Source organism: Methanosarcina sp. (assembly GCF_035390745.1).
GTDB lineage: Archaea > Halobacteriota > Methanosarcinia > Methanosarcinales > Methanosarcinaceae > Methanosarcina.
The window spans coordinates 16593-42716 of sequence record NZ_DAOOUJ010000023.1 but is presented as its reverse complement, the minus strand read 5'-3'; the positions used below and the strand labels follow the sequence as shown (position 1 = coordinate 42716).

General features: G+C 40.3%; 21 protein-coding genes and 1 pseudogene. 10 read left to right on the top strand and 12 right to left on the bottom strand.

The window, feature by feature from the left end; all coding sequences use genetic code 11:
* Positions 1-107: 107 nt before the first annotated feature.
* Complete coding sequence (locus tag PLL47_RS07440) at positions 108-605, bottom strand: Holliday junction resolvase-like protein (protein ID WP_324445558.1); 498 nt, start codon at positions 603-605, stop codon at positions 108-110.
* Positions 606-882: 277 nt separating this feature from the next.
* On the opposite strand from PLL47_RS07440, the gene PLL47_RS07435 reads away from it, so the two are divergent.
* The 4 genes from PLL47_RS07435 to PLL47_RS07420 all read left to right on the top strand — a co-directional run bounded on the left by PLL47_RS07435 (position 883) and on the right by PLL47_RS07420 (position 3645).
* Positions 883-1119: a hypothetical protein gene (locus tag PLL47_RS07435; protein ID WP_324445557.1), complete on the top strand. Its 237-nt coding sequence runs from the start codon at positions 883-885 to the stop codon at positions 1117-1119.
* Between the two features lie 421 nt (positions 1120-1540).
* A complete protein-coding gene (locus tag PLL47_RS07430; protein ID WP_324445556.1) occupies positions 1541-2347 on the top strand; it encodes an AzlC family ABC transporter permease in 807 nt (268 codons plus the stop codon).
* Positions 2347-2685 (top strand): branched-chain amino acid transporter permease, encoded by a 339-nt coding sequence (locus PLL47_RS07425; protein WP_324445555.1) that lies wholly within the window; start codon positions 2347-2349, stop codon positions 2683-2685. Before PLL47_RS07430 ends, PLL47_RS07425 begins: the two co-directional genes overlap by 1 nt.
* A gap of 78 nt (positions 2686-2763) precedes the next feature.
* Positions 2764-3645: a ferredoxin-like domain-containing protein gene (locus PLL47_RS07420; RefSeq protein ID WP_324445554.1), complete on the top strand. Its 882-nt coding sequence runs from the start codon at positions 2764-2766 to the stop codon at positions 3643-3645.
* A 932-nt stretch (positions 3646-4577) separates the two neighbouring features.
* Here the strand turns inward: PLL47_RS07420 and PLL47_RS07415 are convergent.
* The 6 genes from PLL47_RS07415 to PLL47_RS07390 all read right to left on the bottom strand — a co-directional run bounded on the left by PLL47_RS07415 (position 4578) and on the right by PLL47_RS07390 (position 10590).
* Positions 4578-5102, bottom strand: coding sequence for a hypothetical protein (locus PLL47_RS07415; RefSeq protein ID WP_324445553.1), 525 nt, complete (start codon positions 5100-5102; stop codon positions 4578-4580).
* A 340-nt stretch (positions 5103-5442) separates the two neighbouring features.
* Positions 5443-6519 carry a DUF8173 domain-containing protein gene (locus PLL47_RS07410; protein ID WP_324445552.1) on the bottom strand — a complete coding sequence of 359 codons (1077 nt, stop codon included), beginning with the start codon at positions 6517-6519 and terminating at the stop codon, positions 5443-5445.
* 178 nt (positions 6520-6697) lie between these two features.
* Positions 6698-7207, bottom strand: a complete 510-nt coding sequence (locus tag PLL47_RS07405; protein ID WP_324445551.1) for a nitroreductase family protein — start codon at positions 7205-7207, stop codon at positions 6698-6700.
* Between the two features lie 199 nt (positions 7208-7406).
* The gene (locus PLL47_RS07400; RefSeq protein ID WP_324445550.1) at positions 7407-7877 is read right to left on the bottom strand and encodes a serine O-acetyltransferase; all 471 of its coding nucleotides are present in this window, start codon (positions 7875-7877) and stop codon (positions 7407-7409) included.
* Between the two features lie 1226 nt (positions 7878-9103).
* Positions 9104-9373 (bottom strand): hypothetical protein, encoded by a 270-nt coding sequence (locus PLL47_RS07395; protein WP_324445549.1) that lies wholly within the window; start codon positions 9371-9373, stop codon positions 9104-9106.
* A gap of 152 nt (positions 9374-9525) precedes the next feature.
* On the bottom strand, positions 9526-10590 hold the full coding sequence (locus tag PLL47_RS07390; protein WP_324445548.1) for a chromosome segregation ATPase: 1065 nt from the start codon (positions 10588-10590) through the stop codon (positions 9526-9528).
* A 216-nt stretch (positions 10591-10806) separates the two neighbouring features.
* On the opposite strand from PLL47_RS07390, the gene PLL47_RS07385 reads away from it, so the two are divergent.
* From PLL47_RS07385 to PLL47_RS07370, 4 genes and pseudogenes are all read left to right on the top strand, one after another.
* Positions 10807-11913: a helix-turn-helix transcriptional regulator gene (locus PLL47_RS07385; protein WP_324445547.1), complete on the top strand. Its 1107-nt coding sequence runs from the start codon at positions 10807-10809 to the stop codon at positions 11911-11913.
* A 344-nt stretch (positions 11914-12257) separates the two neighbouring features.
* Positions 12258-12761 (top strand): amino acid-binding protein, encoded by a 504-nt coding sequence (locus PLL47_RS07380; protein ID WP_324445546.1) that lies wholly within the window; start codon positions 12258-12260, stop codon positions 12759-12761.
* A gap of 19 nt (positions 12762-12780) precedes the next feature.
* Positions 12781-13782 (top strand): annotated as a pseudogene (locus tag PLL47_RS07375) (homoserine dehydrogenase); the annotation flags it as partial.
* 66 nt (positions 13783-13848) lie between these two features.
* Complete coding sequence (locus PLL47_RS07370; protein WP_324445545.1) at positions 13849-15555, top strand: ATP-dependent DNA ligase; 1707 nt, start codon at positions 13849-13851, stop codon at positions 15553-15555.
* A 92-nt stretch (positions 15556-15647) separates the two neighbouring features.
* Here PLL47_RS07370 and engB read toward each other — a convergent pair whose 3' ends face one another.
* The 3 genes from engB to PLL47_RS07355 all read right to left on the bottom strand — a co-directional run bounded on the left by engB (position 15648) and on the right by PLL47_RS07355 (position 19096).
* On the bottom strand, positions 15648-16277 hold the full coding sequence (engB, locus tag PLL47_RS07365) for a GTP-binding protein EngB (RefSeq protein ID WP_324445544.1): 630 nt from the start codon (positions 16275-16277) through the stop codon (positions 15648-15650).
* Positions 16274-17263 (bottom strand): DHHA1 domain-containing protein, encoded by a 990-nt coding sequence (locus PLL47_RS07360; protein WP_324445543.1) that lies wholly within the window; start codon positions 17261-17263, stop codon positions 16274-16276. Before PLL47_RS07360 ends, engB begins: the two co-directional genes overlap by 4 nt.
* A gap of 234 nt (positions 17264-17497) precedes the next feature.
* The gene (locus tag PLL47_RS07355) at positions 17498-19096 is read right to left on the bottom strand and encodes a BatD family protein (RefSeq protein ID WP_324445542.1); all 1599 of its coding nucleotides are present in this window, start codon (positions 19094-19096) and stop codon (positions 17498-17500) included.
* Between the two features lie 687 nt (positions 19097-19783).
* Here PLL47_RS07355 and PLL47_RS07350 point away from each other — a divergent pair.
* Positions 19784-20704 (top strand): Nif3-like dinuclear metal center hexameric protein, encoded by a 921-nt coding sequence (locus tag PLL47_RS07350; protein WP_324445541.1) that lies wholly within the window; start codon positions 19784-19786, stop codon positions 20702-20704.
* A gap of 49 nt (positions 20705-20753) precedes the next feature.
* On the opposite strand, the gene PLL47_RS07345 is transcribed toward PLL47_RS07350, so the two are convergent.
* Positions 20754-21575 carry an HD domain-containing protein gene (locus PLL47_RS07345; protein WP_324445540.1) on the bottom strand — a complete coding sequence of 274 codons (822 nt, stop codon included), beginning with the start codon at positions 21573-21575 and terminating at the stop codon, positions 20754-20756.
* 674 nt (positions 21576-22249) lie between these two features.
* On the opposite strand from PLL47_RS07345, the gene PLL47_RS07340 reads away from it, so the two are divergent.
* Positions 22250-25588, top strand: coding sequence for a tetratricopeptide repeat protein (locus tag PLL47_RS07340; RefSeq protein ID WP_324445539.1), 3339 nt, complete (start codon positions 22250-22252; stop codon positions 25586-25588).
* Positions 25589-25786: 198 nt separating this feature from the next.
* On the opposite strand, the gene PLL47_RS07335 is transcribed toward PLL47_RS07340, so the two are convergent.
* Positions 25787-26065 carry a DUF5661 family protein gene (locus PLL47_RS07335; protein WP_324445538.1) on the bottom strand — a complete coding sequence of 93 codons (279 nt, stop codon included), beginning with the start codon at positions 26063-26065 and terminating at the stop codon, positions 25787-25789.
* Between the last annotated feature and the right edge of the window lie 59 nt (positions 26066-26124).

Below are 26124 nucleotides of genomic sequence, written 5' to 3'. Positions count from 1 at the left end.
AAAAATAGCAGGTAAGGAAATTGCGGAAACAAAGGAAATTGCGAAACAAAGGAAATTGCGAAACAAAGGAAATTGCGAAACAAAGGAAATTGCGAAACAAAGGAAACTTACTCTCTGTTGTGGATAATTTCGTAGCTTACCTTTCCTCTATTGATGCATTCCCGGACAAGTTTTTCTCTCTGGGAAAGAGCGCCGTTTTTGCCGGACTTGACCTCGACAAAGACCACCTTATTCATTTCTCCCTCGGAAAGCCCGTCAAAAACAATGAAATCCACAGGAGTCCCGAGAAACCTTGCATCCTTGGGGTTATATTCAAAGTCAGGGAAATAAGGGATAAGGTGTTCCGTGACCTTTCCGCGGATAACGGCTTCACTTTTCTTTACCGCGTCCTGGCGGATTTTCTTTTCTTCATCAAGTTTCCATGTCCTGAAGAGAGTATCGGCTCTTTCGGATACCAGGCGTTCCATTTCCCTTGCCTGCCAATCTTCGTAGAGGTCTCTGGCACGGGATTCGACCCTGCCTTTCAGTTTAATGTATTTAACGAGCAGGTAAACTATAAGCAGGGCAAGGAAAAGAATAAGGGTTGAAATCATCCAGTCGTCCACTTTTGTTTCTCCGGAAAGTTTTGTTTTTCAATTGAGTAAAGTAAGGGATAAGTTTCAAGACTGAAGCTCTAGAATAAATTTCCAGAAATAAATCTGAGACTCTATAAATGGCTACAAATATTTAAAAGTTCCAGCAGGCTCTGATTTCCACAAAATTAACGCTTTGAATATCCTTAGGGATGCCTGAGGAGTCCTTATCCTGAAAGTTCCTTGATTCTGAAAAAACATTAGCAGTGTCTCTCAAGTACAATATGGAGAATATAAAATAGAGGATATAGTGGGGGACTCAGCACAGAACTCTGGAGAGAGCAGCTTCGGTGAAATTCTCGGACTGAAGGAAGAAATCGGAAAAATACAGGTGTCAATTGCTGAGTATGAGACCGGGAAAAAACTTAACATTGCCATAATAGCCGGAACTTTCCGCACCTGCTCATCGAACTCTCCTGCAATCGAGCCTGCGGCTTTGGTTGCAACTTGCATGATTCTTAATAGAAATGTTGAATTTATTTTTTAAGTAGCTTCTTAAAAAGACCGAATATACTAAAAGATGTCCTACGGTAAACTTTATTGTACACCGCTTTTTTTGGACTCTTTACAATTCCCGTTCCCTTTTTTCCATAAAATGGTACTACAGCCTTTTTTACTTTACGTTTTAATTTGCCTGTAGTTCTTGCTTTAATAGACTTTTTCAAAGATGGTTTTCGGATACCGAATTTCATAAACTTCCACACCGTTTGATTTTATTCCAGAAATAATAATATAACACTATATATAACTGGTTTACTTCTTCTTAAATATAGAATTCTAAAAATAACATGCTTTTCCAAAATATGATGAGAATTCCGATATTTATTCAGTACCTTTAAATATAATAAATACAATGTATGCTTTTTTCTTCAGGCAAAATGAGGCAAAAAGGTAAAAGAAGAGATAGTATGAATTTAATGGAGGAAAAAAGGCACAAAACAAAAAAAGGTAATAAGGACCTTTTCCTGACCGCCCTCAAAACCACAGTTCCCGTATTTCTCGGATATATACCTCTCGGAATGGCTTTTGGCTTCCTGCTGGACGGCGCCGGATACCACTGGATTTATGCTTTTATAATGAGCCTCCTCATTTATGCGGGTGCAGGGCAGTTTCTTACAGTAGCTCTACTTGCTGCAGGAGCCGGACTTACGGAATTTGTCATAGCCACTCTGCTCCTGAACCTCAGACACGCCTTTTACGGGCTTTCTCTGCTGGAAAAATTTTCCGGCATAGAAAAAGTCAAGCCATACCTTATCTTTGCATTAACTGACGAGACATATGCCCTTCTGACCACAAGCGAAGTTCCGGAAGGTGGCTCAAAGTCAAGGTTTTACTTTTATATTGCAGCTCTGGACCACATTTACTGGATTATAGGGTCCGTAATTGGTGCGGTGCTTGGTTCCATGCTTAATCTTAACCTTGAGGGTATGACTTTTGTGCTGACCTCCCTTTTTGTGGTGCTGACCATAGAGCAGTACTTCAATTCCAGCGTACGCTTCCCCTTCGTAGCAGCAGTGGGTGCAGGCGCCGCTTCCCTTATACTTTTCAGCCCTGATAACATGCTGTTGATCTCAATTATTCTTGGTACTCTAATTCTCATGGGCAGGGAAAAACTGATTCAGGGGGATTTGAATATGAATAAAGGAATTAAGAAGGCGCATTCAGCAGCAGCGCAGCCCGTTAAGGTTCAGGAAAGATCAAAGGAGGAGAGCTGATGGCAGAAGCACTGCAAATGCTTGTAACTATTATGGTGGTAGCTCTTGCAACCTTTGCTACAAGGGTTCTTCCTTTCGTATGTTTTGGATCAAGAGAGCCGCCGGAAATGCTTTCTACTATTGAAAAAAACCTGCCGCCAATGATCCTCTTGCTGCTGGTAATTTACTGCTTAAAAGATGTTCAGTGGTTTGCAGCCCCTTACGGAGTTCCGGAACTGTTTACAATAGGAGTTGTTGCAGGGCTGCACTTCTGGAAAAGAAACGCCATGCTCAGCATCTTTGCAGGCACGGGTCTATACATGGCACTTGTGCAGCTAAATGTCTTTTCTTTCCTCTAAATTTTATTAAATGAGAAATATAATTCAAAATATTAATATACAGCTTCTATCATGCCTCCTAAAGTGAAGTGACTTTATATGGATGAGAAAAAGGTTGACAAGGCTTCAATAAAAAGTAAAGGTTTTCTGCCTCAGAGGCAGGAAAATATGTTTTCAATGCGGCTGAAAGTAGTGAGCGGGAATCTGGATGCTGAAAAACTCCGGGCAATTGCAGACGCAGCAGAGAAATACGGCTCCGGATATGTTCACATAACCTCAAGGCAGCAGATTGAGGTTCCTTTTGTCAAACTTGAAGATGTGGAAGCAGCAATCAACGAACTTGGAAAGCAGGGCATTTCAGGGGGCTCTGCCGGGAAAAGGGTAAGAGCCGTGGTCGCCTGCCAGGGAAATAGGGTCTGCAGACATGGGTTGATTGACTGCGAGAATCTGGCATATATGATAGATAAAAAGTACTTCGGAGAAGCAGTCCCGAAAAAACTCAAGATTGCAGTAACAGGATGCCCTTCAGCCTGTGTAAGACCCCAGGAAAATGACTTTGGAGTTATGGGTACGGTAAAGCCTGAAATCCTCGAAGAAAACTGCGTCGGCTGCAAGCTCTGTGAAAAAGCGTGTAAGGTGGGGGCAATAACAGTACAGGAAGAGAAAGCCAGCATAGATACTGAAAAATGCATACTCTGCGGAGCCTGCATTTCAGCCTGCCGAAAAGATGCCCTGAGGGCAGAAAAAACAGGATGTACAATCTTTGTTGGGGGCAAAGCAGGACGCCAGCCCAAACAGGGGACAAAGATTCTTGAGCTTGCGGACGAGGAGCAGCTCTTCTCAGTCCTTGAAAAAACCTTTGAATATTACAGGAGCGAGGGACTTGATGGAGAGAGGCTTGGAGAACTCCTTGAAAGGCTGGGAATTGAAAAATACTTAAACACAGTAGGCTGTGCACCGATAAATGGCGGCTTATCGTAAAATCAGAATTTGAAAAAAGGTGTTTTACAGTACAGCCGATCAAAATCCATTTTTTTACTTTTTTCCAGGATTTCGGCATTTATCTCGCTGAAATTCCCGGAAAAAGTCATTGCTAACTCTGTTCCGCCTGAAATATGGAATAAAAACGGCAAGTATATCTGCTAGAGTGCTATGATATTTTCAAACTTTTGAGAAACTTTTCTCGAAGGAGCGTTTAGTTATGGATATTATATACCATATCAAAGTGCCAGCTGCCAGAACTCTAAAATTACCTGAAAGTTTAAAAACTTAAGAAGCTACAGAAAAACTCCTGTTCTGCCTATCTTAAACACACCAGATTTGATATAATAAAGAGCGCCATATGATAGCATTTCTAACGTCTCTTTATATCCTTAAAATGATTGTATTTTACTGGATAGCAAAGAGAATAATTAGATGGAGAAAAAAGAGGCGAAAATAGACCGTCTTTTTAAGCTGATTTAATGCCGGACTGAAATACAAAAATCCAGGCCGGCATTATTCCGAATAGAACTAAAAGTCAAGAGTTTGCAAATATTGTAAGTGACTCTTTTTTATAAAGGAGTGCCTCTTCAACAACTCTTCTAAAATCTTCATGGTCCTCAAATGTAAGATATACTTCTTTTTCCATATTATGACCTCATCAGTTCTTAGTCTTCTTTTATATTACTATTTGAACTCTTTATGGTATTTTCTGGAAAGTTCATTCAGAAATAGATGTAGAGTTCCTGTTTTCAAGTCCTCACCTGCGATCCCATCCGGAGATTAAGAGAAAACCTATTACCCCTGATCCAGATATCTATAATAACAGAGTAATATATATCATAATTGATGCCAAAAATTGTTTAGGATTTGAAATTTTAATATGATTAAAAAATCAGGTGATATGCAGTTGCACTCCCGCAAGAATTATATTAAGCAAGCACTAAAGGGCTGATGCCAGCAGTCCCTGAGTTATCCTTTGACTCAGTAAGTATCGAATCGCAGTACTCATTCCACGTATTTTCAGTCATGAGACAGACATGTATCTTGCAGGAAGAGCCTCCGAATTTCTTGTGGAATGCTCCCACAAAGTGTATATTTTTCTTTTCGGAGATACGGCTTTGAATGTATTCGATTCCCATATTACTGAAAACACCATTAAAACGATATTCAACTGCAACAGCCACAATATCCTCATAGGGCCTGTAATAATTTCTCGCCGTAGTGATAATCAGGCGCTCAATTCCGGGTTTTGGAGCATATGAAGTTCTTAAAAACATAATAGGGTACAGTATTACATCATCGTTTTTGCCTAACCTGAAGATTTCTTCAAATAGTCCAAAAGTTATCTCTTTGCAGTCGAGAGGTTCGACGGGTTTCCTGTCTTCATAATAAGCAACTCCGCATTCATTCTGCCGTAATGAAACAGTGACATAATATTGGTTATGGCTGATCATGGAATCTCCAATTACTGATTTTACACTTAAAAAGTAGTTCTTATACAGCTTGCAAATTTTTCACTTGATAAAATTTTCACTTGATAAAATAATGTTATTTATACTAATAAAACTTACTCAAAAAAATTAGGAGATCGTGTGCAGGAAATAATCTCGATCTTGCTGGCAAGTATACGGCAAATGTGTAAACATGTACCTTTTTGAGATAGCTATGTTTAATAAAAAATAAAGGAAGAACTTCTTCCCATAACTCCCTTATACCGGATAAGACCTCTGATCAATATGAAGCAATTTGCAGTCTGTTTTATTTTCTTTGGGCTGCTTTTTCAGTTATTTTGGATCACCTTTCAGTCTTTGCCTTATCTGCAAGCCAGATCCCTGTTGCTCCCAGTCCTATCAGCAGCGCAATAAAACTTATGAATGAACCAAGGAAAGGAATTTCATAAACGATTGCAAATATAACCGCTCCTACAAGGTAGTATGCTATTTTTCCGGCTTCTTTTTTGAAGACTCTGGTGTAAATTATTTCTCCTGCTAACAGTTTGACCGGTACCGTAGCGATAAGTGCTGCAAGTGCGAAGAGAAGGAGCAACAGGATCGAAAGACTCCATCCGAAGAATGTTATTAGCAGGATGACAGAAAGAACCGGGACAAAGAAAAGGAGTAAAAAACCCAGCAGACCGGCTTTCAGTGTCGAGATCTTCACAACTTCCTCAAGTTCGGTTACAAAACCAGGGAAAGTATAGATAAGAATAAAGCCCAGAGCAAGAGCTGCCAGCAGTCCCAGAATAAAGGAAAAGATACCGAAACCTTCAGTTTCTCCTTCATATTGATCCGGCGCTGCGGCTGTGATGCTCAGATTTCCTCCCACATCCTCTTCGAGATCAGAAGGGTAATTTTCGGCTTCAAGTTCAAGATCTCCTTTAAGCTTAAAGTCCTCTCCTGTCTGAAGGGTTCCGGCAGATATAGATCCATTACCATTGATAACCCCTTTAAGGGTTACTTCCCCTCCGGCCAGAAGGATATCTCCTTCAACAGTGCTGTCCCTGGAAAGAAATATCTCCCCCCCAGCTACTACCAGGTCTCCGCCAACATTTCCATTTACACGGATAGTTCCCCCAACTGCCATGATATTCCCTGAAACATCCCCGTTAACAACCAGTTCCCCGCCTGCGCCGGTGAAATCATCCATAACATTTCCGTTTATCTCAAGTATTGAACCTGCAAGCACCAGATCCCCCTGGATGTCCTGATCGATCTGAATGTCATTTCCGCCGCCGAAAGCATTCCCTGAACTGGTATATTTAAGGTAACTTTCTTCGTCTGCAGCTCCCGCCGAAAAAGGCAATACAGAGAAAAGTATCGTGAATAAAACAAGTAGTAAGAAGAGCTTCTTTTCCATAACCTCGCCTTCCATAATATATACAATGTTCCCGGTAAACTTCCCGGATAAATATCAGGTATTCTGACTAATATATCAGGTTTAATACCATAAAAAGATATAAATATCCATTAAAAAAACTGAAGAGTACTTAAAGACCAAAAATATAAAGGAAAAAAACCCAATCGATACCCGATTTGTATTAAGGGAGTTTTTACCAGGAATTGTCATGAACTCTTGAGGCATCGTACCTTGATCTTCCCGACTTCTCTTCTGCAGGATAACCTATTGCAATTGCAGAAAACGGAACCATTTGACCTGGAATATTGAACATTTCCCGGATTCCGGTAACGAGTTTTTCAGCCGGGTAGATTCCTATCCACACGGCCCCAAGCCCCTGGTCATGGGCAGCAAGCAACATGTTTTCGCATGCAGCTGAACAGTCCTGAACCCAGTAATCTTTGAACTTAGGGACATCTGGATCTGCGCAGATCAGTAACGCAGCAGGAGCATTTTTCAGCATTTTTGCGTAAGGATGCATTTCAGAAATCTTTTCAAGCAGGTCGTGTCTATTAATTATAATAAAATGCCAGGGCTGTTCATCTCCTGCTGATGGTGCACTCATGCCTGCTTTCAAAATATTCTCAATCCTATCCCTGCTGACAGGATCTGGAAGATATTTCCGGATACTTCTTCTGCTAAAAATCGCTTCCATTGTTTCCATAAATATTACCCCCATTGTTAATGTTTTTTAATAATGGATAAAACTTTTGTTAAAATGAATAAATTATGCAGCAGTTAAAAAGATGAAATCTGCATAAAAATAAGAAATATTTCCTGAAAAAAATGAAAAAAAATCAAAAGAAAAGCCTCTAAAAACATATTGAGGCTGCTTTCCTCAGTTTGAACAGGTATTAAGTGACTTATTCAGTTACATTGGCGCGTTCAACAGTTTCATGCGGAATAGAAACTGAAAATATTTTTGTTGCTTTAATTAGCATTCCATTTGATCCTTTATTATTTATTTTTTTAGCAGGAACACCTGCAATTGAAATCCCCTTTTCATAGAAGGACTTGTTTACTACAGAATTTGCCCCGATTGCTATATCGTCAGCAATTTCCACATTTCCGAAAATTTTGGCACCCGGCCCTATATATACGCCATTTCCTATTTTTGGCGCCAGATGAATGCTACCCCTTCCGGACCCGATGTTGGTGCAGGCATGTATTCTGCAGTTCTCCCCAACTCTTGCGCCTTTATTTACAATAATTGTCCCTCTATGAGCTATGCTTAACCCTGGACCAAAAACATTTAAAGGAATACTGAATCCAAGATGGATGCCCATTCTGTGCAATCTAAATAATATAAAGTTCAAATATAGCCTGTGAATCAAAGATTTTTTGCAATTATTATAATATTCAGCCTTTCTTAATAACCTCTGAAATTTCCATACATCATCGCCTATTAGCTTAGGTTTTTTATAATCCTTTCCTAAAGCTAATCTGTCTGCTTCAAGGTATAGGTTGTAATCTTTTTTTGACTTTATAGAAATAGAAATCCCCTCACCACATATTCATACAGTTTGAAGTCTCATACTGCTGAATTTTCAGTTAATATACAGGTTCAAATATATAAATCCAGAAACGAAACAGGCTTTAATCTTATTCATAGAAAATTTCACAACACTTTTGTGCTCGAAACTCTTGGTTGAGTAATACAAAATTAAATCTCTATCTCTTTAAATCTTAAACACATTCCATTATATTAAATTTAATGTTTTAAATATATTACTCATTTATGAGTAGTCTGATTTATGGAAGTCATACATAGATATTTGTTAATGTTTATAAGATTTATATATAAAAAATCGGCAAATTTGCCTTCTTTATCTTTGTATGAGAAACACCTCTTTGAAAGCTTGCTCTCTGTTCGTGGTTTTGAGTAACTAACCCCTATGGCGAGGATATTATGTTAGCTTATTTTTAGCCAGACTATCTACAATTAAAGACATTTATTATTAAATCTTAGCATTTGGATATATTATTTATGAAAGTATGGTGTGTATAGGAAGATCCATTAATTATTATCCTGATTGGTGAAATAAAACCAAAGAATGTAATATATGGGTCTAACCTTCTGCAGATGTCTTCAAAAAATAACATTTTACCTGTGATGTTTTTAGATTAATTCAAAAATCTGCAGTCATTATCTCAACTGAAACTTCGAGAAATTGGTGCTGAAAGTTTTCAATAAAAGCAAAAGGCCGAAAATTGTGGGATATTTCAAAAATACATGTTGAGTAATCAGGAAGATTATTCAGAAAAAACGATAGCAGGAAAAATTAATAAGAATGGAAAAAACGTCTGAAGAAGGTGAAAGCAGAATAGATTGCGCGAAATAATATAGGATTAAGTAGAAATTCTCAAAGGATGAAACTAACAAACAGAGTAAAGGAATTAGAAGAGCAAAACTGAATCGAAAAGACCGGATCAACAATATTAATTCTTGAAACGGATTTTTGAGAAGACAAGAATAAGAAATGATATTTTTCAGCTTAGAATTGTTTTTATCTCTCTATTGCTTCTCATCTCATCTTTCAGTTATTTTCACCTTTCCGGTTCACTCCTGAAGATCTTCAAGTACTATTTCTTCTTCAGCGCTTGAACTGTTCAGCAGGTTTTCCAGATCTGCCATGTCACCATCAAGTTCCTGAACCTCTGCCGGAGTAAGTCCCACTTCAGAATTATCAGAGATTCCATATTCTGCTTCGGCAACGTTATGGGCAATTCCTGCCTCCTTTATATCAGAGGTATTATTTCCAACACAACCGGACCCTGCAAGCCAGACAATTAAAGCTGATAGTACAAGCAGATGAGCAAGTTTAGCCATTTCCTGTCTCCTTAATCATAAATCTGTCCTCTGAGAAATATTCCGTCTTTTCTCGTGGGGGATATTGTTAAGTTCTCCTTCTGGATAGATATTCATCTTGTTCACAGGAGTACCGTTTTACAGACAAATAATTAGTTTACTCAAATCAGATATTAATTTGCATTTGTAGTATTATTAATTTTGGTTATTATGTTATTTTCAGCACCACCTTTACTAACCTCTTTAAAACCATATTCTTTCAGTTCATCGAAAATTACTTTGAGTATCTGGTTTGCCTTGTTTACATTATTCAGAGATTCACGCAGGTAATTGTTTGCTACTTCAAGATCTTCAGGGGTAGCATGGTCATCTTCATAAATAGAATCTGCAGCTGCTTTTTTCTCCTGAGCAGCTTTTATATACAGATTATAACTGGAAAGCCTTGTTTGAAGGTCAGCCGTATCAACGCCTGTTTCATTCAGTCTCTGGATTTCAACATCGAGTTCTTCTGAGAGGTTTTCTGACTTGTCAAGGAATTCGCCTATTCTCTGACTGACAATTTGTCCTGCACCTGTCAGGCTGGTTTTTTGTGCATTAGTCCATATTCCACGCACAGCCCTGACCGAAACGATAAGTTCTTGCTGATTGGAGGCATTTGCAACTTCTGCCTGTTCAGCCTCAAGCAGTTTAATGCTTTCGTTTATGGCAGCGATTTTTTCTTCAGTTCCATTGCCATTTGAGTATTGCATATTGGTTTCTACATTTCTCAGGTGGGCTATCATATAACTGATACTGGAATTAAGGTAGAGTTTTGTGGCATCCACGGCTTCTTCAGAACCTGGATTAAGTTTTCCTGCCTGAATTTGATTTCTTACCTGAATGAAATCCTCTTTTGCTTCCCTATATTCATTTTTCTGCAACTGAAGTTCTTCTCGTATTTGTTTTCTTTCCAGTTTATACGCAGTATATTTATCCTTATCCTGTATTAGGGTTCTGTTTTCTTCCATTCGGGTTCTGTTTTCTTCCTTTTCATTCTCAGAACCAGAACTTTCAGTACCATTAGTGTTTTCGGAACTGTCTTTTTCATAAATTTCGGCATCAGTAATGTTTTTGTTTGCATACTGGTTTCCGTTATCCGATAAAGACCTGGAAGCAAATACTTCTCCAGGCAGTATGCTGAATAAAACTAATATGAATGTGATACAAGCCAGATATCGAACAATAACTAATTTTTTCATCTGACTGCCTCCTTTGGCAGGTAATTAATACCGTCATAATAGAATAAGGAAATATAAGTATACTTTTCGGAATGAAACTGAGTAACGGTAAAATAAAAAACTTCCAAGCTTGATAAGATCTTTGTTTTCTTGATAAAACTTTAACCTGCCTTCAGTGTGTTTCAACTTCCGATAAGGAAAGTAAAAGATTTATGCTAAAAAACCATTTAAAGCTTCGTGAATTTTAAAAAGCTCTGCAAGATCGCCTGTGTATTTATATTCCTGATGTGTCTTCAGGGAAACGCACTTGCGGCGACGATTCACGGGACCGTGTACGAGTGGTACAGCTTTAAACCTCTGGAAAACTCAATAGTTGAAATAAACTCTACTCCAGAGCAGTCTCTTGTTGCAACGAATGCCGAGTATTCCTTTAACCTTACTCCGGGCACCTACAGGATAAACGCCAGTTATTTTGAAGGGGATATCGTAGTTTATGAAACTGAAGAAGATGTTACAATTTCCGATGACGGGGAGTACATTCATGACCTTCTTCTTTTCCCTACTTATCCGGAAGATCTTATTGACGATGAGGGCTTCGAAAATGTTGACCTGGATTTTGAGGATGAAGATACTCAATTACAGGCAGACTCGCAAAAGGGAGATACTCAATCTGAGGCAAACTCACAGAATACAGTTTTGATTTTTGCCTTACTTGCACTTTGTATCCTGCTTCTGGCTGGTTATTTCATAAGAAAAGAAAAAAGAAACCCTTCTGAAAAGTCCGAAGGCTCTCCAGGAGAAACTCAAAATCTTAATTCACCAAAACCAAATTCATCAGAACCAGATATCTCATACCCTGAAAATTCCACAATAAAGACAAAAATATCGGGATATACAGAAACCTTTGAAGCGGGTTCAATCGAAGGAGGCTCTATGACAAATTTCGAGCCTGAAGCATCTCATATTGCAGGAGAAGAGATGTATGAGACAGAAACGCCCGGGCAGCAAGAAATTAAGTTGCCGGATGACTCAAAAGTATCCGCTGGTTTTCTGTCTGATGAGGAATCTGCTCTGTTGAGTTCCGAAGTTTCCGAAAGCCCTGAATCAGGTCTCCCTGATGATTTGAAAGAAATCATGGATCTGATCCGAGCTAATGGGAATCGAATTACTCAGAGAGAACTTCGGAAAAAGTCTCCCTATTCTGAGTCCAAAGTCAGCCTTATGCTTTCGGATCTGGAAGAACGCGGATTGATTGAAAAGTTTAAAAGGGGCAGAGGAAACATTATACGAATCCCTGATGGAGAAGTTCTCAGGCTGGCAGGACCTCAGGAAAGAAAAGAGTAAAGAAGAGAATTAGAAGAGAATTAGAAGAGAATTAGAAGAGAATTAGAAGAGAATTGTGATATTTGATACAAACTATTACCAGCTACAAATTATTACTATAACCCTTTTGAAAAACCATAAATAGCAAACTATATAACTGAATTCATCTACTAAGCAGCAGGAAAGGTTAACAAAAATTTGAAAGATCTGGCATAGTGATATTTCCAGTGCCTATCTTGCTTTGTATACCGGGATTAACTTTTACCTATTGACCGGATTAATTACTGACTATATATTGCACGTTTATTAAAATTAATACGTCATTATTTGACGCATTTGGAATTATAAATTGCATGAGGGACACTATGCGAGTTTCCATGGACATTGAGTTAAAAGATGTGCCCGGGCAGATGCTTTTAGCCCTCCAGCCTCTTTCGGAATTCAAGGCTAACCTGATTACGGTTTTACATCACCATCAGAAAAGAACCCCCAGAAAGACAGTACCTGTACAGCTTGTACTTGAGACAAAACCTGAAAGCATAGGAGCAATAAAGGCAAAGCTTGAGGAAAGCGGGATAAGAGTTGTAAGGGTTGGAGAACACCGTTTCAGAGAAAGCATAAATGTAGTTCTTATAGGGCACGTGGTCCATACAGGGATCCAGGATACAATTGATGAGATTGACAAGACAGGGTTTGCAGAGGTTGTGGACCTCTCATTGTCCATGCCAGGCATTAACCTGCTTTCCTCAGCCCTTATCAGAATCGACGCTGTGGGCAAAGAAGATCTGAAAAGAGCGCTTGATATCCTGAAAAAAGTCTCGGCAAAAAAAGATTTGCTGATGGTGCTTCCAATAGACATCCAGGCCTGAAAAAACAAGGAGAGTTGAAAACATGAAAACAGTGCGCTGCTCTATTTTAGGATTTGGTGCAATAGGACAGGGTGTAGCCGAAGTACTCCTCATGAAAAAAGAGTATCTGGAAAGTATAGGGCTGGAAATTCTGGTAGTTGCTGTTGTTGACTCCAGAGGGGCTACTGTCAATCCCGCAGGCGTGGACCTTGCCGACTGTATTGCCCGTAAAAGAACAAAAGGCACGGTTGCGATAGAAAAACTTACAGGCGTTGAGGTTATAAAATCCGTAGACCACGAGCTCGTAATAGAGACCACCCCTACAAATATTGTTACCGGAGGAGCGGGACTTCAGAATATGCTTGCAGCCTTCGAAACAGGTAAAGATGTCATCACCTCCAATAAAGGCCCCCTTACCCTGAAGTATAAAGAACTGACGGAAGCTGCAAAAGCTGCCGGATCAAAATTCAGGTTCGAAGCTACTGTAGGCGGCTCCATGCCAATTATTAACCTGGCAAATGAAGTTCTTGCAGGAAACAGGCTTAAAAGCATCAAAGGGATTCTGAACGGGACATGCAACTATATTCTTACCAGGATGCTTGAAGAAAGAGCAAGCTACAAAGACATTCTTGCTGAATCCATGGAACTGGGAATAGCTGAAACCGACCCAACATATGATGTGGACGGAATTGATACTGCCTGCAAGCTTGTAATTCTTGCCAACGCAATCTTCGGGCTTGATGTAACATATAAGGATGTTGAGGTTACAGGAATCACCAAAATTACTCCTGAAGCCCTGGAAATGGCTTATGAAAGAGGGCATGTGATCAAGCTCATAGGAGAGGTCAGCAGGGAAAAAATCCATGTTGCTCCAAGGCTTGTGCCTATCAATCACCCGCTTGACGTAAGAGGCACTCTTAATGTGGCGTCTATAGACACCGAACTTGCGGGAGAGATTACGGTTACTGGTAAAGGCGCAGGCCCTATCGAAACAGCAAGTGCGATTCTCAGCGACCTGATTGCAATTTACGGAAATCGGTAACTTCTGGAGACATCTACCGTCATAGATCAGAAGCCGAAAAACAAAATAAAAAAGGCTGTGTGAACCATGACAAGTTTCAGGGAATTTGCAGAAACATGCCAGGCAATTGAAAAAACATCGAGCACTATAGAAATCACAAATAAGGTTGCGGACCTTCTCAAAAAGGTTGACATTGAAGAGTTGCCTATTGCCACTCATTTTATTATGAGTGAGGTTTTTCCTGCCTGGAGTGGAGAGCAACTTGGGATTGGTACAAGCCTTCTTTATGTTTCTCTCTCCAAAGCCTCGGGCATGTCCATACACAGTATAGAATCTCTTGTTAGAACGACCGGAGATATTGGGGATACAGCACTCCTTATCCTGAAAGAAAGAAGAAAAAATCAGGTAACATTCTCTTCTTTCCTTGAAGAACAGCCTGAGCTCTCAATTACAGAAGTGTATAACCGCTTCAAGACTGCATCAGAAGCTTCCGGAAAAGGTTCACAGGATATAAAGGTCAAAAACCTCCAGTTTTTATTTACTTCTTCAACCCCCAGGGAAGCAAAATATATCTCCAGGCTTGCTCTTGAAGAACTCCGGATAGGTGTAGGGGAAGGAATTGTCAGGGACGCTATTGCAAAAGCTTTCTCGGTCCCTGCAGAGATTGTGGAACATTCCTTCATGGTCACAAACGATCTCGGGATAGTGGCTGCTGCTGCCAAAAAAGGAGGAACAGGAGCCCTCGAGAGTCTAGGGATTGAAATTAACCGCCCGATCAAGATGATGCTTTCGCAGATCAGCCCAGATATCGATGCAGACATCAGAGAGATGAAGGAAGCTGCAATTGAGTGGAAATTCGATGGGGCGCGAGTCCAGATACACAAGGATGGAGATTCAGTTACTCTTTTTTCACGAAAGCTTGAAAGCGTTACCAGTTCTCTCCCTGACCTTGTTGAAATAGTCAGGAAACATGTAAAAGCTGAGTCTGCAATCCTTGATGGAGAAGCCGTAGCTGTGGATGAGGACGGAAAACCCAGGGCTTTTCAGGAGATTCTCAAGCGTTTCAGGCGCAAGTACGATGTTAAGGAAAAAGCAGCTGGAATTCCTATCCAGCTCAACCTTTTTGACATAATGTACCTGAACGGAAAAACTCTGATAGACCTCCCCCTTATTGAGAGGAGAAAAGCGCTTGAGTCCTGTGTGGAGAATTCTGTAGAGAATTCAAAATCTATCTGCGTGGATGAGCAGGTAATAACCGGAGACCTTGAGCTTGTGGAAAAAATCTACAGGGAAGCCTTAAAAGCAGGACATGAAGGAGTTATGGTCAAAAACCCGAATTCGGTTTATTCTCCCGGCAAGCGCGGCAAAAACTGGCTCAAGAAAAAACCCCTTATGGACACCCTTGACCTTGTAATTGTGGGGGCGGAATGGGGCTTCGGGCGAAGGGCAAACCTGCTAGGCTCTTACACTGTCGCCTGCTACGACCCTGAGACTCTCCGCTTCCTGCAGGTTGGCAAGGTCGGCACAGGACTCACGGACGATCAGTTAAAGGAGCTTACGGAAATACTCTCTGGGCTGATGGAAGGAGGAGAAGCCGGAGGTGTCTTTGCTATAAGGCCAAAAGTTGTCATTGAAATCGCTTTTGAGGAAATCCAGAAAAGTCCCAACTACGATTCAGGTTTTGCACTTCGTTTCCCCCGCTTCATCCGCATCAGGGACGATAAAGATCCGGAAGAAGCCGACACACTCCAGCGTATAAGTAGAGTATACAGCCAGCAGCTGAAAAGGCTGTAAATTCTTATATTTTCTAAATTCACATATCCCTGGGAAAAAAGAATTGAAGATAAACCAGAAACAGATTTTCAAGCCCGAGCCCAGGATAAAAATCAAATATACTTGAACAGGTCGTCCCTTTTCATTTCGTGCAGCCTATTCCGGAGAAGCCCTTGTAAGGTTTTCAAATCTCCTTTTTTGGCGCTGATTGGAGCAATCAGATGCTTCCAGTTCTGCCAGGGAGGCTCAAGCCCCAGGCGGACAGAGATCTCGTCAAGGAGATAATCATATTCGCTTTCTTTTACTTTATCCATCTTGTTTGCAGCAACGATAGTGTCGATCCCTATTTCTCTCAGGAAATCAAACATCTCAACGTCAATTGGTATCTGATCCCTTGAGTCCCACCGGTCAACGATTTCAGGAAATGCGGGCCCGTCTATTACAAGGACAGCGATTTTGATCCTTTCGGCATTCTCTTCGATATAGTGTACGGTTTTATCTTTTACTATGTCCTGCTTTCTTTCCTTCACCCCGCTCATGAAACCAAATCCTGGCATATCGGTAATGAGCAGATCCGAAACCTGAGCGTGCGTGGGGCGCAGTGTGACTCCGGGACGTTTTCCTACCCTTACTTTTGCCCCGAAAAGCTCTTTCAGGAGGGAGGATTTGCCTACGTTTGAACGTCCTACAAAGATAATCTCAAGATTTATACCGCTTTCAGCTGCAGTCTTGCTGGTTTTCATTTTGTTGTTACCTCGCTTGCTTCTCCGATCTTTTTATCGAAAGCCCGGAGAAAACTCTCCAGCGAATCTTCAGGGATACGAGCTCCTGCCGCAACAGGATGCCCGCCGCCGCTTCCTCCAAATTTAGGAGCAACCGAGCGGAGGATTCGATTCAGGTCTACATCTCCACGGGAACGTATGCTGAGATCATACACTCCTTTTTTCTCCCGATACTCGGCTGCAATTCCCACGTCCTTCTGGCCGTAAGAAGCCGCATAAATGGCTGCTTTTGAAATGGAATTATTCATATTTACAACATACGCGCTGTTTCTCAGGATTTCCACATGTTCTTTTACAAAACGGCGGATATTCTCTTCATTGATTGCAGCTTCCCTGGCAAGTTCGAGTAAATCGGGAATATTTGAAGGAATTACATTCTTTGAGAGGGGTTCAAGCAAAGTTCTTTTAAATTCATATTCTTTTCCCTTATGGATTATTGCCTGAATCAGGGTTCCAGCCTGGAAATAGAGACTTCTTTTGTCCCAGTCTCTTACCCAATCCTTCACACAGGGAGTATTATCGCAGAAATCACCTATGGCACCGTATATCGCAACTCTTCGCATTTCTTCACTCAGAAAATCTTCAAAGACCCTGTAAGTCAGCTCTGATGAGCATACTCCGGTATCATGGTAGAACCATTCCTCTTTTTTGCAGTTTTCCGGAAGGGGGTGATGGTCTATATAATAGAGACTGCAGTCCTTCGCAAGTCCTTCAAGCGCGGAACGAAGTTCAGAGCAGTACCTTTCATCAATAGCAATATCGCAGATAATGAGAGTCTCAACGTCTTCTATAAGGTCTAATTTGTCAAGAAGGCTGACAGGGCTTGTAAAGTACACATATGAATCAGGGAAAGCGCTTTTTGCAAGGGCTCCCGAACATATCCCGTCAGAGTCTCCATGAGTCAGGATCAGGGTTTTTGCTTTAAGCCGGTTCTCAGGTCCTTTCATGATTTGGTTCCTTTTTCAGATTGCCAGTTATCAATATATTGCTCTAATTTATTGTAGTTCCTTATTAATCAGCTGATATTATTTCCAAATAACAAAAATAGAATATGTCATTTCTCTTCTCTATTTAAAAAAGAATACGGATAATCCGGTACACCGGGAAGTACAGAAATTAGATAGAAAAAGTGAATTCTCCGGAAAGCCCCGAAGAATCCTGAGTAATAGTTATCTGGTTTTTCAGAAGCTTCTCTTCCTCATAAGCCCGGCTCCCATCAGGATTCCTGCTGTAGCCAGGAAAAAGCCAAAACCGGGAGTATCTCCATAGTCTTCTTCGGTGCCACCTGTGCTCTGACCAGAAGATTCATTTTTCTCCTGGTTGGAATCGGTTGACCCTTCTGGTTGTGAACTGCTTCCTTCAAGAGTAATTGTCCCTACATTAACCTTATGGGTTTCTGAAGAAACTTCTCCGGAATATTTATCGAGATCAAGGAAGCTTGCTTTACAGGCAGGTATTTCGATTTCTCCTTCTTTATTCATCTGCATAATATAAGTGATGGTTTTCGAGCCGCCGCCGCTTGCAAGAACCTGCTTGAAACTCGTTTCTCCACTTATAAGTTTAGCTTCAGAGGGTACGGTATCGGTTACTGTTACACTTGCATCAACATTTCCGGTGTTTTTTGCAGTGACTGTCACAGTCAGTTTATCTCCGGGATTTAACTGCTGTTTGTCAAGAGTTTTTGTAAGCTCAATATAAGGCCCATAAATCGTTATCTTTTCCGAGTTATCGGATTTCACCTCTTCGTCCTGCCCATTTGAAAGGGTGAAAGTAGCTACAGTTTGTGGGAAAGTAAATTCCCCTGGCTTTTCCGGAACAAGGGTATACTCAAAAACATCCTCAGCTTTTTCTCCAGCCTTCAGGGAAAGTGTCTTCTCAAAGGTAGCATCTTTCTGGAGGTGCATGTTGGATATGATAGAATCTTTGAGTACGATATCATTTATGTCACAGAGCCCTGCATTCCTGACAGTGACAGATACAGGTACAGTTTGCCCCATGTGGCGTTCTTTTATAAAGCTCTTTGAGACAACAAGATCCCATTTTTTTTCGATTTTTATAACTTTGTAACCTATATTTTCGTATTTCTTGCCCTTAATATCTTCACAGGTAGTTTTTACACTTATATTGTAATCAGTATCTTCCCATGGAGTGGACGCTTTGAGTGTAAGGTTTATAGGCGTAACAGTTCCTTCTTTAAGAATATTTGAATATGTGTACTTTGTTTTTCCGCTGAGTACCTCCAGTCCATCGGTATCTACAGTCAGAACAACATTTTCAGCTTTTGCTTCATCATCGTTTTTAACATTTATTGTTACATCGATTCTTCTATCTCCTGTAATTTTAGAATCGTATGTATCTTTTTCAGTTTCGACATCTATATCAAAACTCGGTTTTCCCCTTACAAGAATATCCAGTTGAGCATATGGATTCCATTTTCCGGTCTTGAATTCTTTTCCGTCTTTCGTGATGATTTCGTAATTTGGATCCACATTTTGGGCATAAACCTTTATCTCTTCATTATAATCGAATTCCAGCCCTGCTGTAAGGGGAGAAGTTTTCAATTTTTCGCCATCTTTAGAAATGGAGACAAAGACCATCTTATCTTCGTTAAAGTCTTCTGCTTTTATTTCATAGCCTTCTACGGTTATTGTGTCTCCCCAGTAAAGTTTTGCACCATCCTGTTTCTCTACCCATTCTATTTCCTCTGCCGCAGCAGTCATTGAAAGGACAGAGATGATACAGACGGCAAGCAATCCAATCAGTACAATCTTTTTAGCCATGGTTACCTTCCTTGATTTTGATACTGAATCTCTCGGATCCGGGCACCGGAAATGTACACTTTGCGCTTCTGTAATTTTGCGGCTTATTAAATATTATTAATGTGTAGAGAAAAATTTTATAACTGAAATTTGATTACAGCCATATTATATTTATGCGCAGTAGTATCTCCGCCCCCAGTATACCCCGCATGAATGAATCATTATAAGACTTATATTTCAGATTTATTTTTCGTATAAATGCGATTTTCATTATTTTTCAAAGTGATTTCTTTTTTATCCCCGTAACTATAGAGATTTTATAATTTTCTCTCATGTTCTCTCTAGAAAGAATCTTATTCAAATCTCTATAAAATATCTTCATATATCCTATTTTAATTTTTGCTAATGTTTTGATACTATCCCTGTGAAAACAACTGGTTTTCAAAAGAGAGTCTTTTATCTGGCATTAAGTAAAAACGAGGCTTATGACCTTAACAAATTAATAAAATTACTAAAGAATTGTGTTTAATTTTTCTGGAATTTGTTAGAGGCTTGTGAAGAAGGATAAAAAGCCGACATGTCCCAAATCAGATTCAGCTCATCGAATCTATTAATTCATGCCTTAAAGTTAAATGCCATAAAGGCTTAACCTGAATTCTGTTTGAAGAAAACCAGTAATTTTAATTTTCCAATCTTGGAGACTTTTCCATGAAAATCACAAAAATTGTGCAGATCCTTGAAGAAATAGCTCCACCTGAGCTTGCTGACGATTTTGATAAAGGGAGGATCGGGTTGATCCTCGAGCTTAAGGATGAGATAAACAGAATTGCAGTTGCTCTGGATGCAAACTCTTACGTACTTGAAAAAGCTGCAGAAATTGAAGCAGACATGCTAATTACCCATCATACCCTGATCTTCCATCCAGTAAACATAATTTCAAAACCTCTGGCTGCTTCTCTTAAGACTGCCCTTGAAAACGGGATATCCCTGTACAGTATGCACACAAATTACGACAGAGCTGAGGGAGGAATTAACGATGTTCTTGCAGCCAGAATCGGACTCAAAAATATAATGGCGCCAGAAATTGGCAGGATAGGGGAAATTGAAACCTGTTCCTCAGCTGAACTGGCAGCTCATGTTTCTGATTGCCTGCAGACTCCTGTCATGTATGTGGGGGAAAAACAGGAAATAAATAAAGTTATGGTGGTAGGAGGCAGTGGCTTCCGGAGCGAATTTCTTGAAATTGCCAGGGAAAACGGAGTTGATGCCTTTATTTCATCAGAGCTCAAACATGACGTTCTCAGAACTCACGAAGACATCTGCCTGATTGACGCAACACACTATGCTACTGAGAATCCAGGCATGGAATCCCTGTGTTCCAGACTGAGCAAGCTTCCTGGAATTGAGGTTGTGTTCATTGACCAGCCTTCTGGACTTAAGACAGTTGACTTCAGAGCTGACAAAAACGGGGCTGCACTAAATGCGAAAGAAGGAGAAAAAGAATCTATACTGAAAGAAGATGAGAAGGACTCGCTTGAGCTTATGCTTGAAAAACAGTCAAGAAACCAGATACGTTCGGATTACCGGCGCAGCCTGGGCAATGAGAATCGAAGAAGATACCTCGAGTAACCTCTTCGATAAAAGTTAATCTGGGATTTGCCTGCTTAAGGCTTTGTTTTCATAATTTAAGGATACTACGGTCTTCTCTGGCTCCATTTTCTATCAAATTTAAGTAGTTTTCTAAATGCCTTCTCAAAAGGCTCGTTTCTTTTATATCAGGCAGCACGGACATAATTTCCTCGAGATAGCCGTATTTTTTGATAAGGGAAAAAGTTGCAGGGAAATTGATATCAAAAACCCAGCTCAGACGAAGTAATTTTATATCGTTTCTGTTTTTCATATCCTCAATTTTTGCCATTCTATTATTCAGGATCTCTGAGACTATGGGTTCCGAATATCCCCGGGTATCTGGAAGATATAATTCGAGAGCGGGATTCAGGCTTTTACCTTCTGCGGCATATTCTTCACAGGCAAGCCTCAAAATGTCAATCTTATCTGCATCCCTTATCAATCTGGAGTAAAAATTAAGTTTACTTTGTTTTTCTATATTTTTTGGGATTTCCATCAGGTTGTGGTATTCTACAGCTTTCAGGATGAGGTTTTCTTCCTCTTCTGAGAGACAGGAAAGAACTTTTTCCCTATTCAGAATTTTCACACTAAGAACTGCATGATTCTCTGATTCCGAATCACTATACGTTTTATATTTTGTGAACTGCTCAAAACGACCCAGGTCATGAAATAGGGCTATTGTTTCGGCAAGAATGCACTCGTTTTCGCTCAGGTTCTCAGACTTTGCAATTAAAAGAATATTTTCACAGACCCTGCCAGTGTGTTCGATCTTCAACTCGATATTTTCCTGAACAAAAGAGTCGGGAGAAAAGAATCGGCTTGTGTACTCGAAAAACCATTTCCTAAAAAAATCCAGGTCTTCCCTTTGCATGCTTCTGCAATAGGAAATATTGAGGTATATACTTTATGCATATTTTGAAGGTTTTGTACTGAAAAGGTTTTTACTGTTTTAATAACAATAATAATTGATTTGGGCAAGAATGAGATTAAAATCTCCTTTAAAATAAAAGCCCTGTAATGTACTGAAACCTAACCAGTGATATCTAACCAGTGAAACCTAACCATTATGTGTAACATCGCGAAAACAAGCTATAAATTCGAGATTTTCCTGTGAATTTCACATTTATTTGTGAATCAAACATCTTCAAAAATATAGTAATTACATGAGATTTAGTAGTAATTGCTAAGTAAAAACCAGTGGTTTTCACAGAAACTTCACAAGTTCATTAATAAAATACATAAGTTATATATTGGAGAAGCTCCTCAAATTAAATATAAACTGGGAAATGCGGAAAGATACTCAGTTCACACTGGACAAATTATCTGGGGAGAGTAAAAAGAATTCGAATAGTTACTTATTTGTATGCTTACTTCTATCTCAGGATGTTCTCATTTACATAGTTTAATAAAGTACATATCGAATGATCTTAATTCATACTGACAGACTGCTTATGAAAATTTTCTGCAGGAACTCATTAGAATAAATCGGGGTATTTAATGAGCTCAATTAAAAAAATCTGTATAATCGTTTGCTCTTTCAGTCTTTTGGCTTTTGCTTTATCTTTTGCCTCAGGTATCTTACCTGCGGCAGGGGCAGCTGATACTCAGAAGAACGCTGTAGAAGACGAGGAGCCTGCTTCTTCCTATCTTGAAGGACTTACGCAGCAACCGTCTTCTGTAGAAAGTATGTTAAATAAAGGTAATGATTTCTATTCTAACAAAGAATATGAGCTTTCTATAAAATGCTTTGATGACGCGCTTAAAATTGATTCTAATTCATCGATGGCATGGTATGGTAAAGGATGCGCTCTATCTGCTCTGGAACGATATGAGGAATCAATCAGCTGCTATGACAGGGCTATCGCCACCTTCCCGGTCTCTTCAGGAAGCTGGTACGAAAAAGGAAACGAATACCTCCAGACACTAAATTATATAGAGGCAATTAACTGCTACGAGAAAAGTCTCGCTGCGGATAGCTATCTTTCCAGAGTATGGTTCCAGAAAGCTTTAGCCTCCGAGAAGCTAAACCTTGACCAGGAAGCTCTAGCCTCTTACAACAGTTCAATTCAAGCTGGTTCCAATTCTTCAAAAGCTTTGCAAATGCAGGGAAAAGCATATGCAAAGCTTGAGGACTACGAAAAAGCAATGAGTTGTTTTGACAGAGCACTTAATATTACCCCTAAAGATTTTGATGCCTGGACTCAGAAAGGAATAATGTATGATATGTCCGGAGATTATGAAGCTGCAATAAAATGTTACGATCAGGCTATTTCTCTAAACTCTAACCTTGTGGAAGCCTGGTACAATAAAGGCGCAGACCTTGAAAGGATGGAAAGGTATCAGGATGCTCTGACCTGCTATGACTTTGTCCTCCTTTCAGAGCCTGAAAACTTTAATGCTCTGCAGAAGAAAGGCCTCTGTCTCGAGCACCTTGGCAGAAATGAAGAGGCTCTGCAGTGCTATGAAGAAATACTGGTTTACAGTCCTGATAACACTGAAGCATGGTACAGCAAAGGCTCCGTTCTTAATGCAATGGGGCAGTATGACGCTGCAATAGCCTGCTATGATAGGGCACTTAACCCTGATGCAGGAATTGAATTAGAAGAAGCTGGAGATAGTCTTCTCGAAAGCCTTAATGCTTATGACTCTGCGCTTCCCAGCTACTCCGAAGTCCCCGAGTTTAAATCCCCTGCAGTTAAAATCTGGTACGATAAAGGACTGGCTTTTGACAAGCTTGAAAACTACGAGTCTGCCCTTGAGTGTTATGACAAAGTTCTTGAGACCGAATCAGGACATGCAGTGATCTGGTATCAGAAAGGACTGGATCTTGATAGACTTAACAGGTCTGCGGAAGCACTTGACTGTTACGATGAAGCCCTTAAACTGGATTCCGGATATGCTAAAGTCTGGTATAGAAAAGGATATGATTCTTCACAGCTTGGAAAATATAAAGAAGCTACAAAAAGTTACGATAAAGCCCTGGATATTGATGGCAATTACACACTTGCATGGTATGGCAAAGCCTTTGCTCTGGCAAAGATAGGAGAATACGAGGATTCAATCGTTTGCTATGAAAAAGTCCTTGCCTCGGCACCTGATAGCGCCGAAATGTGGTATAACAGGGGTCTTCTCCTTGACCAGCTCGGTAGATATCAGGAGGCTTCAGACTCTTACAGTCAGGCCCTCCAGATTAATTCCGGATATTCTATTGCTCGTTTCAGATTGAATAAAGATATGGAAATGTTGTCAGGAAACTCGACTTCAGGATCGGTTGGAAGTAATAATTCCAGCATTATCCCTCAAAAGGCAATTTCAGGGGGCTTCTGGTCTTACCTTTTGAATAATAATTATGCACATCCTGAAGAAGACTCAAGCCTTTCAGGGAACCTCAGCGACCTCAGTCCAGATTTTGGTTACGATGCAGCATGGTACGGCAAAGCTTCAACATACAGCAAACTTGAGATGTATAACGATGCTCTTTATTCTTACGAAATGGCCCTTGCGATTAACCCTGTAAACACCGAAGCATGGTATGAGAAAGGCTCTGCCCTTGATAAACTTGGAAGAAGCGAGGAGGCTCTGGAGTGTTATCAAAAGGCCCTGGATATTGACCCGCATTCGAGTAATGCCTGGTATGGTATGGCGTCTACCTCGATAGATCTTGGAAGGGCTGAAGAAGCAATTGCCTACTATGATCAGTTACTTGCTTTCAACTCCAGTGATTCGGAAGCCCTTCAGGGTAAATCTCTTGCCCTTGTAAGCCTTGGCAGATATGATGAAGCAATTGCCTGTTTCAATCCTCTTCTCGAACTCGAGCCTGAAAATATAGAGGCTCTTGGAGGCCGGGCTTTTGCTCTTGCCAGATCTGGAAGACAGGAAGCGGCGCTTCAAGACTATGATCTGATTATTAAGCTTGACCCTGCAAACTCACAGGTACTTGCTGAAAAAGCTTCTTTGCTTGAAGAACTCGGAAGGTTTAAGGAAGCTGCTTCTACCTATGGAGAGATTCTCGAGATTACTCCAGAGAACAGAGAAATAATGTACCGTCAGGGTAAGGCCCTGGAAGCTATGGGAGATTTCGAAGCAGCAATCGCCTGCTATGATCGGATCCTTAAGCTGGACCCAACAAATGTAGATGCGATTAATAACAAGGGTTTTGCTTACGCCAAACTGGAGAGATATCAGGAAGCAATTGCAACCTATAATAAAGCCCTCGAACAGGATCCAAATAATCCTGCCGCCTGGTATTTCAAAGGATGTGCGAATTTCGCAATTAGCAGCAACATTGCTGCCCTTGATTGCTTCAATAAAACAGTGCAGTTAAAGCCAGACTGTATAACGGCATGGTACAATAAGGGATATCTGCACAATATACTGGGAGACGTTAATGAGTCTATAAACGCTTATGACAGTGCTCTTGCAATCAGTCCCGATGCACCCTCTGCCCTCTATAACAAGCGTTTTGCCCACTACCGCATAAAGGAGTACGACGAAGCTTCGATATGCAAGGCAAGGCTTGATACAGTGGACCCTGGCTTTGAAGAATCTCTGGAAAATAGAGGAACACGCATCTTTATTCCCGAAACCTATAGAGGTAACCTTGATTATCCACTGCCTTTAAGATGGTATGGTGGAGAGGGAAATATTACTCTAAATACCAGCACAAACATGACTCAAGCTTATCAGCAGTTAAACAACACTTCCTCTGAATCTAAGAAATATGAAGACACTTATGAAAGCTATAATGAGTCTGATGAAGATGCCGGCTGGTATATTCCTGAGCCTGAGGAAGATCAGAAAAATGAAGAGTATCAGGAAAATGAAACCCAGGATGATGAAAGTGACAGCGGAGACTGGTACGTTCCTGAGCCAGATGAGATATAAAAGTATCTAAAATGAGAATAAATTGAAAAATATCAATTTTCGGTATGTCTGGAACTCTACAGGCATACCGGCAAACTTTTTTCTGGATAAATCAAAAAAGTTATACCTGTTTGCAAATTTTTCGGTATTTTTATTCGCTTTGCTCACCAGGCAGGATAATTTGTGGGTAACAAAAAATAAAGCAACGTTTTTTAAAGCTCAGTGTTCGGATTTTTCCCAGTATTCTTCGGCTTCCTCTTCCATTTCTTCCAGCCTGTCATAATAATCTGGAAACTCATTAAGATGAGCCAGAGCAATCTTTCCTGTCATAATGGGGTCGTCATCTGTTACATTTGTCGCGGGATCTCTGGTTCCATGTTCCAGCTCTACATCCATTCCTCTGCGAAACTGGTCAACATCGAATTTATCCCAGGTGATTCCAAGTTTTTCCCCAACAGTCTTTGCCTCTTCAGCGGTGAAACTTTTTGTTGTCAACATTATCACTCCTGATAATGATTTGATCTTTTTTTATACTTAAGGTTTGTTCTGTAAAGCGC